This window comes from Nonomuraea sp. NPDC003214 (assembly GCF_053590035.1).
Genome location: NZ_JBSFSX010000006.1, coordinates 420,712 through 432,740 on the forward strand (window position 1 = coordinate 420,712; position 12,029 = coordinate 432,740).

8 protein-coding genes are annotated in these 12,029 nt (G+C 74.2%); 4 read left to right on the forward strand and 4 right to left on the reverse strand.

Translation table 11 applies throughout. From position 1 onward, the window contains the following. Window positions 1-21 precede the first annotated feature (21 nt). A complete protein-coding gene (locus ACWDXC_RS21065) occupies window positions 22-5,433 on the reverse strand; it encodes a metallophosphoesterase (RefSeq protein WP_449984388.1) in 5,412 nt (1,803 codons plus the stop codon). A gap of 160 nt (window positions 5,434-5,593) precedes the next feature. On the opposite strand from ACWDXC_RS21065, the gene ACWDXC_RS21070 reads away from it, so the two are divergent. Further along, window positions 5,594-6,025 carry a type II toxin-antitoxin system PemK/MazF family toxin gene (locus ACWDXC_RS21070; protein WP_357588357.1) on the forward strand — a complete coding sequence of 144 codons (432 nt, stop codon included), beginning with the start codon at window positions 5,594-5,596 and terminating at the stop codon, window positions 6,023-6,025. 23 nt (window positions 6,026-6,048) lie between these two features. On the opposite strand, the gene ACWDXC_RS21075 is transcribed toward ACWDXC_RS21070, so the two are convergent. Genes ACWDXC_RS21075 through ACWDXC_RS21085 form a run of 3 tightly spaced genes read right to left on the reverse strand, consistent with a single transcriptional unit; the run spans window position 6,049 to window position 8,483 of the window. Beyond that, window positions 6,049-6,456, reverse strand: coding sequence for a cupin domain-containing protein (locus tag ACWDXC_RS21075; protein ID WP_449984391.1), 408 nt, complete (start codon window positions 6,454-6,456; stop codon window positions 6,049-6,051). Continuing rightward, window positions 6,457-7,278, reverse strand: coding sequence for a phosphoenolpyruvate hydrolase family protein (locus ACWDXC_RS21080; protein ID WP_449984394.1), 822 nt, complete (start codon window positions 7,276-7,278; stop codon window positions 6,457-6,459). Next, window positions 7,275-8,483 (reverse strand): Tm-1-like ATP-binding domain-containing protein, encoded by a 1,209-nt coding sequence (locus ACWDXC_RS21085; protein ID WP_449984397.1) that lies wholly within the window; start codon window positions 8,481-8,483, stop codon window positions 7,275-7,277. The genes ACWDXC_RS21080 and ACWDXC_RS21085 overlap by 4 nt, the downstream gene beginning before the upstream one ends. Window positions 8,484-8,517: 34 nt before the next feature. Between ACWDXC_RS21085 and ACWDXC_RS21090 the strand changes: the two genes are divergently transcribed. The 3 genes from ACWDXC_RS21090 to ACWDXC_RS21100 are packed head-to-tail and all read left to right on the forward strand — an operon-like array spanning window position 8,518 to window position 12,025. Further along, window positions 8,518-9,804, forward strand: coding sequence for an NAD(P)/FAD-dependent oxidoreductase (locus tag ACWDXC_RS21090; RefSeq protein ID WP_449984399.1), 1,287 nt, complete (start codon window positions 8,518-8,520; stop codon window positions 9,802-9,804). 55 nt (window positions 9,805-9,859) lie between these two features. Beyond that, complete coding sequence (locus ACWDXC_RS21095; RefSeq protein ID WP_449984402.1) at window positions 9,860-10,534, forward strand: DUF3152 domain-containing protein; 675 nt, start codon at window positions 9,860-9,862, stop codon at window positions 10,532-10,534. Between the two features lie 60 nt (window positions 10,535-10,594). Beyond that, entirely contained in the window at window positions 10,595-12,025 is a 1,431-nt protein-coding gene (locus tag ACWDXC_RS21100; RefSeq protein ID WP_449984404.1) for a carboxylesterase/lipase family protein, read from the forward strand. Window positions 12,026-12,029: the final 4 nt, after the last annotated feature.

Below are 12,029 nucleotides of genomic sequence, written 5' to 3' on the forward strand. Positions count from 1 at the left end.
CGAGATCACGGGCGCCGCGGGTCACGGGGTGACGGTGACCCGGGTGGGCGGGGACGCGCCGATCCGGACCTCCAGGGTGATCGGGGTGCCGGCGCGCAGGGCCGTACGGGCGTCGCCGCGGAGGTTCAGCTTCAGGTCGCGGCTCCTGCCGGGCTGGAGCGTGACCTTCTTGGCGTCGACGGGGTCGCCGTCGTGGGTGACGGTGACCTGCTCCTGGCACTTGCCCTCCCCGGCGCAGATCAGGGTGATCGTCGCCTGGGCGGGGGCGTTGCCGGGCTTGAGCGTGGCGGTGACGGTGTCGTCGGCCACGCTCATCCCCGCGCCGCCGGGCTCCCGCGCGAGCAGGGGCGCGGTGTAGCGCTGGGTCCCGGCCGAGGTGTTCAGCGCCAGGACGGTCCCGGCCGGCTCGGCCAGGCGTACGGTCAGGGCGCCGTTGCCCTGCTCGTCGAGCCGGACCTCGCCGAGGTGGGCGATGTCGGCCTCGCCGGGCGCCGACGCCGAGGCGCCGGGCTTCAGCAGGAGGAACGACAGCTGGGCCCCGGCCGCGCCGGCGCCCGCCGACATGGCGACGGTGACCGTCCCGTCGCCCGCGGTCGCCGCGTGGCTGATCCCGCTCCCCGTCGCCGACGTCTCCGAGGCCGAGGAAGCTGTCGAGGCGCCCGACGCCGCCGACGCGGCCGTGGCCGACAGGGTCGCGGCGGCCGAGAGCTTCGTGGCGGCCGCGGCGGTGGCCCGTAGGGTGGGGTGGCCGAGGGCGGCGTCCCACTGCCAGGTCGAGGCCAGGTCGAAGCCCAGCTCGCCCGACCAGAACGCCTCGGCGGCGGCCTGGTCGCGGGTGGCGGTGGCGCCGTTGAGGGTGGCGGGGCCTGTCGTGGTGTCGGTCTGGGTGGTGGCCTGGACGGTTTCGAGCGCCCAGTTGTTCTCCAGGGTGGCGACGTGGCCCGCGCCGACGCGGCCCAGGAAGCGGTGCGCCCAGGACGGGGCCGAGACGGCCGGGTTGAGGGCGATCGAGTCGCGGATGACCGTGCCCGTGTAGCCGTATCCGGCCACGCCGCCGTCGTTGCGGGTGTCCGCGCGGACGGTCCCGGTGGCGAAGACCCGTTCGGTGGTGGAGCCGGCCAGGGCCACGCCGACGACGCCGCCCGCCTCGGTGGCGCGTACGTGCACGTCGGCGGTGGAGTAGGAGTCGCGCACGACGCCCTGGGAGTCGCCGACGAGGCCGCCCGCGCGTGAGCCCGCGGTCACGGACCCGGAGACGAGCACCCGCTCGATGGTGCCCGTGCTGGTGGCGGCCAGGATGCCGGCGCGGGCGGCGGTGGTGTTCACCACGCCGGCCAGGGCGAGGTCGTGCACGCGGCCGGAGACCTGGGTGAACAGCGGGGCGGTCAGGCCCCTGATGCTGTGCCCGGCGCCGTCGAGCTCGCCGGTGAACGGCCTGGGCAGGCTGGTGAACGGCGTGCCGGTCAGGTCGAGGTCGGCGGCGAGCGCGTAGTCGTGCGACGGGTGCTCGCCCATCACGGTCAGGTCCTCGGCGCTGTCGACGAGGTGGAAGCCGCGCGCGTCGGTGGGCAGCGGGGGGGCCGGGGCCGGTTCGAGCTTCTCGGGCGCCGTCCGCAGGGTCGGCCTCCTGGCGACGTCGTCCCACTGCCAGACGGCGCCGAAGTCCCAGCCGCGCGCCTCGTAGAAGGCCTGCCGCTGGATCTCCGAGGGGGCGACGACGTTGCCCTTCTGGTTGCCGGCCGACGGCGGGTCGGTGACGGTCTGGCCGCTGATCGGCACGGACCTGCTGACGTGGTTGTCCTCCAGGGTGGCGGTCTGCCCGCCGTAGACGCGGCCGACGATGGCGTGCGCGTGGCTCGACGCGGTGATGTTCGCGTTGAGGGCGACGGAGTGGCTCACCTGGGTGCCGGTGTAGCCGTAGGCGGCCACGCCGCCGGCGGAGGCGCTCTGCGCGCTGACGGCCCCGGTGGCGAGCACGTTCTCGGTGACGGAGCCGCCCACGGCGACGCCGACGACGCCGCCCGCGTACTGGGTGGTGGCGCGCACGTCGGCGGTGGAGACGCTGTCGCGCACGGTGCCGAAGTGGTGGCCGGTGACGGCGCCGGCGTAGCTGTGCGCGGTCAGCGTCCCGCCGGCGCGGACCCGCTGGATGATGCCGTGGTTCTGGTCGGCGACCAGCCCGGCGGGGGTGCGGTCGGTGGTGACGTCGCCGTGCACGACGAGGTCCTCGATGGTGCCGTGGTTGTCGGCGAACAGGCCGGGCCCCTGGTCGGGCAGGGCGGCCAGGCCGGAGACGGTGTGCCCGTCGCCGTCGAGGACGCCGGTGAACGTGGTCGCGCGGCCGAGCTGGGCGCGGCTGACGCCGGTCAGGTCGAGGTCGGTGGTCAGCCGGTAGTGGCCGGCCGGGTCGTTGTCGACCTTGGCCAGGTCGTCGGCGGAGTCGATCAGGTAGGGCGACTCGGCGGTGCCCTCACCGGCCAGGCCCTCGCGCACGGTCATGACCGGCCGCAGCGGCCTGCCGGACGCGAGCGAGTTCCACACGTACAGCTTGACGGTCGCGCTGGGCGCGACCGGCAGCGGCGTGCGGAAGCGGACGTACTGCTCGCGGCCGAGGTGGTCGAACGTGACGTCGGCCGTGCGCACGTCGATCATCCGCTGGTGGGTGTTGTCGTACGTGGCGGCCATGACGGTGGCCTTGTCCAGACTGCCCGGGTAGGACAGCAGGCCCACGCCGGCGAGCTCGCGGTTCTCGACCTCGGCGGCGGAGACCTTCCAGGAGCCCTGCGGCTTGGTGACGGTCACCTCGTCGACGGGCCGCCCGTCGATCGTGTACGCCGACAGCTTCAGCCCGGCCTCGGTCGCCTCCAGGACGGCGCCCATCTGGACGTTCTCGTCGAAGACCTTGTCGTCCCACCAGAACTGCTGGTTGTCGTAGAACTTGGGCCCGGAGGAGCCCAGGGTCACGAACGTGGTGCCGGCGGCCTGCTCCTCGGGGGTTTTGGCCAGGCGGCCTTCGAAGATCGTGGAGCGCTTGTAGACGTGGTCGTGGCCGCCGATGTACAGGTCGACGCCGAGCCGGTCGAGCACGCGGGTGACCTTCTCCCGGGCCAGGTCCATGCCTGCGTCGCCGGCGTGCCGGCCGCCGTAGTAGGAGAAGTGGCCGGTGACGACGTTCCACTTGGCGCCGGAGGCGCGCACGTCGTCGACCAGCCAGGCGAGCTGCTCGTCGAGCCGCGTGTTGGAGTTCAGCACGGAGAAGTGGATCTCGCCGCGGTCGAAGGAGTAGTTGCTCTCCCCGATGGCGCCGTTGGCGGGCAGCGCGAACGTGTTCGTGAAGATCGCGGCCGGCTTGCCGCCGACCACGTCGTAGTCCAGGTCCTCGTACGTCTCGTGGTTGCCGACGAGGCCCGCGTACTGCAGGCCGAGGCGGGACAGGAAGTGCTCGTGGACCTCGGCCCACTGCTCGCCGCGGCCGCCCCGGTCGACGAGGTCGCCGACCTGGAGCACGGTGCCGCCGCCGGGCCGCTCGGCCTTGAGCCGGTCGAGCACCTTGCCGGGCAGGGCGAGGGCGCCGGGGTCGCCGTCGGGCACCTGGACGTCCCCCAGGAGGTAGACGGGTCCGGCGTCGCCGGCGAGGAACGGGCCGCGCTCGCCGGTCCAGGAGGAGCGGTCGGCGCTGAGCCGGTAGCGGTAGGCGGTGCCCGTCTTCAGCCCGGTCAGGCGGAACTCGTGGGAGCGCAGCGTCCGGCCGGTGATCGCGTGCTGGCGGACGGGCTCGTCGTTGCCGACCACGTCGACCTCGTACGGGCGGCTGTTCTCCGCGGTGAGGACCGGGGCCTCGGCCCAGTCGCCCGAGCCCTCGGGCAGGACCTGCGCGTAGACCTTGCGGATGGCGCGGTCGGTGGTGACGGCGATGCCGGCGGTGCCGGGCTTGTCGCCCACGGCCACGTTGGCGCGCAGGAAGACGGACTCGGCGTCGGGCTTGTCCTGGGAGATCCGGATGCGGAGCAGTTCGGCGTTGGTGTTGCCGAGGTTGTCGGTGGCCTTCACGACGACGAACGCGTCGTCGTACGAGCGGACGCGGAAGGCGCCGCCGGTGACCGGGACCTCGCCGGCGGAGTCGTACACCTCGACGCTGACGGCCGGCCGGGTGCCGGAGTCGTCGGTGGCGGTGGCCTGGGGCAGGGTGATCGTGTCGCCGTGGCGGGCGGTGGCGGGCACGCCGGAGACGGTGATCTCCGGGGCGTAGTTGGCGCCTCGGGTGGTCTCGCCGATCCAGATCGGGGCGGAGACCACGAAGTCGCCGTCGGCCTGGTCGGCGCGGACGTAGAAGAAGTCGCCGTCGCGGACGGCGAGCTCGGCGTTCAGCGTCAGGTCGTTGCCGCTGAGCTTGCCGAAGTCGTGGGCGACGGCGCCGCCGTTGGTGATGAGGCGGGCGCCGGCGAAGGAGTCGCCGTCGCCGGGGTCGGCGAGCCGCAGGTCCACGTTCAGGGCGGTGGTGCCGGCGGGCAGGATGGTGCCCATGGGCTTGTCGTTGCCGCCGAGCGCGACGACGGCGTCGACGTCGGTCGTCGAGTAGAGGGTGCGCTCGCGCATGGCCGCGTACAGGCCCTTGAGCGAGTGCTCCGCGGCCCACACGCCGGTGATCGACGGGTTGCCGGACACCCAGGTGGCGGAGTGCTCGTCGCCGTTCCACACGGGGGCCAGGTGCCAGCCGGCGTCGAGCGCCTTCTGGAACTCCTTCACCGCGTCGGCGGACTTGACCTCGATGAGCTCCATCCGCTCGTCGGCGACGGGGTCGAGGCCCTTGAAGCCGAAGAAGTCGCCCTTCGCGGTCGGGGACGGGTGGTTGAACTGGCCGATCGCGTCCGGGTCCTGCTTGATGCGGGCCAGGAACGTGAAGTAGTCGTACTTGAGGTCGCCGGTGCCGAAGGCGTTGCCGTAGCCGTCGACGCTGCCCTTCTCGGTCGCCCTGGCGGTGGCGTGCCAGTCGGCGTTGAACACGTTGATGTGGCCGGTGCCGTCGTACCAGGTGTTCTCGATCGACGGGACGGCGACCAGCTTGTCCTGGCCGGCGTTGAACTTCTCGGCGCTCTCGTGCAGGTAGCGCCATTCGGCCGAGTCGGCCTCCCGCCAGTCGTCGAGGTAGTCGTCGCCGTTGCGGATGTCCCACATGACGTCGTGCTCGGACACCGTGAAGAAGTCGGCCCCGGTCGTGCCGTGGACGTGCTCGTAGGCGTCCGGCGGCAGCTTGACGCCGTCGCTCACGGAGGTGTGCGAGTGGAACTCGCCGGTGTAGAGGGTCCTGCCCAGGTAGGTGGGCCGGTCCTCGGGGGCCGCGGCGGCGGGTTGGGGGGCCAGTGCGCCGGCCGCGAGGGCGATCGCGGTGATCGCTCCGGGCCAGGCGCGTCGTGGTGCGCTGATGCGCGTCATGTTTCTGCCGTTTCACGTGGGTCCAGCGGGACAAAAGTGCTTTCCACAGAAACCACGACAGGTAGAACGCTTTGTCTCGCACTCATGTGCTAAAGGTGAACGAGGGCCGAAACCATGACAACTACTCCGCTTGGGCCGCGTTCCGGAGTAGGATCCGCCCGTGCGTGATCCAGGTGAGGACCCCAGGCCCGTGCGGGGCGCGGTGCGCGAGATCCACTCCATGAGCGGCGCGGCGACGCTGCACTACTCCCCCGACCTCGACGGTCTCGCCGACCCCGGGGAGATCGTCTGGGCGTGGGTGCCGTACGAGGAGGACCCGTCGCGCGGCAAGGACCGGCCGCTGCTCGTGGTCGGCCGCAGCGGGCGCAGGCTGCTGGCGATGATGCTGTCGAGCCGGGGCGGCGACGGCCCCGACTGGGTGGAGATCGGCGCGTGGGGCCGCGACGGGAAGGTCTCCCACCTGCGGCTGGACCGGGTGTTCGCGCTGGACGAGGACGACATCCGGCGCGAGGGCGCGGTGCTCGACGCCGACCGGTTCGCCCGGGTGGCGGCCCGGCTGATGAAGACCTACGGCTGGGCCGCCGGCCGCTGACGCGCGGCGGCGGCCCCCCCGGGTCAGGGGTGCAGCCAGTGCGGCTGCTGCCCCGGCGCGTGCAGGTGGTAGTCAGGGGCGCCCTCCAGCGCCTTCTCCTCGCCGCCCGGCGTGTAGGTGACGATCAGGCGCAGCGGGCGCCACGTGGTGTTGTACGTCGAGTGGAACACCCCCATCGGGATGTGCACCGTGTCGCCCTCGCGGATCGGGAACGGGTCGCCGTCGTCGACCATCTGCTCCGCCTCCCCGGAGATCACGTAGATGACCTCCTCGGCGTCGGGATGGTTGTGGCGGGCGTGGCCCGCGCCCGGGTTGACGACGACCTCGCCGAGCGTGCTGGCCGCGCCGGGGACCAGCGACGGGGTGACGAACCACTTGATGGCGCCCCAGCCGAACGTCATCGTCGGCACCGTGTCCGGCTTGATCAGCATCTACAGCTCCAGGTTCTTGAACGCGGTCACCTGCTCGGTGATGGCCCGCTCGGTGGGCAGACGCTCGACGGAGGAGGCGCCGAAGAAGCCCGCCACGCCCTTCGTCCGCGACAGCACGTACTGGGCGTCGGCGGGCTCGGCGATGGGCCCGCCGTGGCTCAGCACGAGCACGTCGGGGCGGACGGCGGCGGCCGCGTCGCGCATGGCCTGCACCCGCGCGACGGCCTCGTCGAGCGTGAGCGCGGTGCCCGCGCCGATGCTGCCCTTGGTGGTCAGGCCCATGTGCGGCACCAGCACGTCGGCGCCCGCCTCGGCCATGGCCCGCGCCTGGTCCTCGTCGAACACGTACGGCGCGGTCAGCAGGTCGCGCTCGTGGGCCAGCCGGACCATCTCGATCTCCAGGTCGAAGCCCATGCCGGTCTCCTCCAGGTTCTGGCGGAACACCCCGTCGTACAGGCCGACGGTCGGGAAGTTCTGCACCCCGGCGAAGCCCATCGCCTTGAGCTGGTCCAGGAAGACCGGCATGACGCGGAACGGGTCGGTCCCGCACACGCCGGCGAGCACGGGCGTGTCGCGCACCACCGGCAGCACCTCGGCCGCCATCTCGACGACGATCTGGTTGGCGTCGCCGTACGGGAGCAGCCCGGCCAGCGAGCCGCGCCCGGCCATGCGGTAGCGGCCCGAGTTGTAGATGATGATCAGGTCCGCGCCGCCCGCCTCGGCGCACTTGGCCGACAGGCCGGTGCCCGCGCCCGCGCCGATGACCGGTCTGCCGTCAGCGACGCCGCGGCGCAGCCGTTCGAGTGCCGTGGTCCGGTTCACCGGTGTCCTCCGATCAGTTCGTGGAGCCGGCCGGCCATGGCCCGGCCGAACTCCGGATCATTGATGTGCAGGTCGAGCCGCACCGTGCCGGGATGGGCGGCCAGGGCGTCGAAGCACGCCTCGTCCGCCTCCGGGTCGTGGAAGGGCATGCCCTCGGCGTCGAGCGCCGACACTCCCCGGGCCGGGACGAACACGACGGCCGGAGCCCTGGCCCCGGCCAGCTTGGCGGCGACGCGGCGGCCGAGCTCGGCCATCTCCTCGCGGGTGGTGCGCATGAGCGTGACGGCCGGGTTGTGCACGTACAGGGTGCGGCCCTCGAACCGGGCGGGCACGCTGTCGCGCGGCCCGAAGTTGACCATGTCGAGCGCGCCCGGCGCCACCACCTGCGGGACGCCGTGCCGGGCGGCGGCCGTGAGCCGGTCGGGGCCCGCCGACAGCACCCCGCCGACCAGGTCGTCGGCCAGCTCGGTGGTGGTCAGGTCAAGCACCCCGGCGAGCATCCCGCTGGCCGCCAGCCCCTCCATCGCCCGGCCGCCCGCGCCGGTGGCGTGGAAGACGAGCACCTCGTAGCCCAGCTCCTCCAGCCGGTCGCGGGCGGCGTCGACGGCCGGCGTGGTCACGCCGAACATCGTCGCCCCGACCAGCGGCCGGTCGGACGCCTCCGGCCGCTGCTCGCGGTAGGCGAGCGCCATCCCGGAGGCCGCCGCCGCCGCGTTGCCGAGAATCGCCCGCGAGACCCGGTTGACGCCCGCCACGTCGACCACGCTGTACATGATCGTGACGTCCTTGGCGCCGACGTACGGGGACACGTCGCCGGACGCCATCGTGGACACGATGATCTTGGGCAGCCCGATCGGCAGGTCCCGGACCGCCCGGGCGGCGATCGACGAGCCGCCGCTGCCGCCCACCGCCAGCACCGCGGCCACCCGGCCCCGCGCGTGCAGGTCCGCCAGGACCGCCGCCGCGCCCTCGCCCATGGCCGTGACGGCGGCTCCCCGGTCGCCCGCCGCGCGCAACGCCGCCAGGTCCGCGCCGCCCGCGACGGCCACCCGGTCGTTGGGGACGTCGACCGGGTACGACACGCCCGGCTCGCCGGTGCCCGTGTCGATCACGACGACGTCGCGGCCGAGCTCGATCAGCCTGTCACGCAGCCATCCGTATTCGTGCCCCTTGGTGTCCAGGGTGCCGATGAGTACGACTGTCATTCTCCGACGTTATCCCGGCTGCGATCATTGGAGCATGCGTGTTGCAGTGATCGGGAGCGGCATCGTCGGCGCGGCCGCCGCCCACCACCTGAGCGGGCGCGGCGTGTCCGTGACCGTGGTCGACGGCGCCTACCCGGGCGAGGCCACGCAGGCGGGGGCGGGCATCGTCTGCCCGTGGGTGGACCACTGGGACGACGAGGACTGGTACCGGCTCACGCGCGAGGGCGCCCGCCACTACCCGGGGCTCGTGGAGGAGCTGGGCGAGGACTTCGGCTACGCCCGCGTGGGCGCGCTGCTCGTCGCCGAGGAGCCCGCCGACCTGGAGCCGGTGCGCGCCCTGCTGGAGCGGCGGCGGGCCGAGGCGCCGGAGATGGGCGAGGTCACCGACGTGCCGGCGCCGTCGGCGCTGTTCCCGCCGCTGGCCGAGGACCTGGTGGCGCTGCACGTCGCGGGCGCCGCCCGGGTCGACGGCCGGGCCGTCCGCGACGCGCTCCTGCACGCCGCCGCCGCCCGGGGGGCCGAGGTGCGTCCCGGCACGGCGGTGCTCACCCCGTCGGGGCAGGTCCTCGTCCGCGAGACCCGCGCCGCCGACGCCCGCGCCCGCGTCCACGCCCGCCATGCCGCTCCCCCGCCCCCCGCGGGCACCTGGCGCCAGGGCGACCCCGCCCCGGGCGCATCGGAAGGCGCGCCGGGCGAAGGGGCACCGGGCGAGGGAGCGCCTGCCGAAGGGGCGCCGTCCGCCGGGCCGGCCTTCGGGGTGGGGCGCGAGGTCGAGGCCGGGCCCGGCGGCGAGGCCGGGGAGGCGCTGGAGGCGGACGCGGTGATCGTGGCCGCCGGGGCGTGGGCCGGGGAGGCGTGCCGGCCGCTCGGCGTGGAGCTGCCCGTGTTCCCGAGGCGGGGCCAGATCGTGCACGCCACGCTCGACGGCGTCGACACCGCGTGGTGGCCGATCGTGCTGCCGCGCAGCGGGCCGTACCTGCTGGGCTTCCCGGGGTCGCGGCTGGTGGTGGGGGCGACGGTGGAGGACGTCGGGTTCGCGCCGCGCGTGACGATGGGCGGGCTGGACGAGGTGCTGCAGGCGGGGCTGCGGATCGCGCCGGGCCTGTTCGGGGCGACGGTGACGGAGGCGAGGGTGGGGCTGCGGCCGGTGTACGCGCCCGGCCGGCCGCTCATCGGGCGGCTCACCGACCGGGTGGTGGTGGCGACGGGCCTGAGCGCGTACGGGCTGACGGCGGGGCCGTTCGCGGGCCGGATCGCCGCCGCGCTGGCGCTGGGCGAGGAGCCGCCGATCGACCTCACCCCGTACGCCCCGCCGGTGTGAGGGCCGGGCGTATGATCGTCGTTCCCCCACCGTGCGCGAGTTGGGGGAGGCGGCGATGCGCCCGTTCCTGGTCCTGGTCCTGGTGCTGCTGACGGCGGGGTGCGGCGAGGCGGTCACGCCCGCGGGCCCGCCGGTGCCGGGGGTGGCCGCGACGGCGCCCGGCCCGGAGAACGCGGAGGCTCGAAAAGCCGGGGAGGCCCGGGAGGTCGTGGTGCCGAGGGCGGCGTCCGGGCACTACGAGGTCGTCGGCGGGAGCGCGGCGGCCCGGCGCGGGTCCGGCCGGGCGGTGCGCTACCTGGTGGAGGTCGAGCGCGGGCTGCCGTTCGACGGCCGGGCCTTCGCGGCGCAGGTGCACCGCACGCTGAACGACCCGCGCGGCTGGACGCGGTTCCGTCGCGTGTCCCGCCCGCCGGTGCGGGTGCGGGTGGCGCTGTCGAGCCCGGCGACGACCGACCGCAGGTGCCGCCCGCTGCGCACCGGCGGCCACCTGTCCTGCTGGAACGGCACCCGCTCGGTCATCAACGCGCTGCGCTGGGCGCGGGGCGTCCCCCAGTACGGCGGCGACCTGGCCGCCTACCGCCGCTATCTGATCAGCCACGAGGTCGGCCACGCGCTGGGCCACCGCCATCGGCCGTGCCCGGGCCCCGGCCGGCTCGCCCCGGTGATGGCGCAGCAGACGAAGTCGCTGGGCCGCTGCCGCCCGAACCCGTGGCCGCACCCCGAAAGGTAGACCGGCCCCATAGCGGAGAAGACTGGTGATCGCAACACGACGACGAGAAGGGCTCACGTCATGCCGACGATCACGACAGGGAAGGTCAGCGGCCTGGAGGACGACGGCGTCGCCGTCTTCAAGGGCATCCCGTACGCGAAGATCCCGTTCGGGCCGCTCCGGTTCACCGCGCCGGAGCCGGCGGACCCGTGGGAGGGCACGCTGGAGGCGACCGCGTTCGGGCCGCGCCCGCCGCAGCCGGCGATCATGCCCGACCAGGAGCCGTGGGATCCGGCCGCCGGGCTGGACATCCTCACGGTGAACGTGTGGACGCCCGATCCCGGCGGCTCCGGGCTGCCGGTCATGGTGTGGCTGTACGGAGGCGCGTACTGGATGGGGTCGGCCGACTGGCCCGAGTACGACGGCGCGCGGCTGGCCCGGCACGGGGTGGTCGTGGTGACGCTGAACTACCGGGTCGGCATGGAGGGATTCGCCCAGATCGAGGGCGCTCCGGCCAACCGGGGGCTGCTGGACCAGGTGGCGGCGCTGCGCTGGGTGCGGGAGAACGTGGCGGCGTTCGGCGGCGACCCGGACAACGTCACCATCTTCGGCGAGTCGGCGGGGGCGGGCTCGGTGGCGGCGCTCATGGTGATGCCGTCGGCGGCCGGGCTGTTCCGGCGGGCGATCGCGCAGAGCGTGCCGGGGCCGTTCCTGACCTCCGAGCTGGCCTCGCGGGTGACCGGCGCGGTGATGGCCCGGCTGGGCGGCGGGTCCCCGTACGGGACGACGCCGGAGGGGCTGGTGGCGGCGTCGGCGGCGTTCGCCCGGGAGGAACTGCCGGGGGCGCGCGATCGGTGGGGGCTGCTGACGCACATGGGGATGCCGGTGGCGCCGGTGGTCGACGGCGAGGTGCTGCCGGACACGCCGTGGAACGCGCTGGCGGCCGGGGCGGGCGCGGACGTGGAGCTGATCGTCGGGTACAACCGCGACGAGTTCACCATCTTCCACGCGATGGCGAGCGGGCCGCCGAACCTGGCGGCGGCGCTGGAGGCGCTGGCCCCCGACGGCGCGGACGCCGCCTACCGGGCGGCGCTGCCGGGCGCCTCGGACGGCGACCTGTACGTGCGGCTGATGTCGGACTGGCTGTTCAGGATGCCGAGTGCGCTGCTGGCCGACGCCCATCACGGGACCACGTACGCCTACGAGCTGACCTGGGCGCCCACGCCGGTGCTGGGCGCGTGTCACGGGCTGGACGTGCCGCTGGTGTTCGGCACGACGCGGGGCGAGCTGGCGATCATGCGGGCGGGCGGCTCGCCGGACATGGAGGCGATGTCGGAGCAGTTCCGCACGGCCTGGACCCGGTTCGCGGCCACCGGCGACCCCGGCTGGCCCGCCTACGACCCGGCGACGGCGGTCACCCACCTGTTCGACGTGAAGCCGTCGGACGTGGCCGACCCGGAGGCGGCCTCGCGGGCGCTGTGGTCGAAGACGGGCGTGCGGGTGATCGGCTGAACGT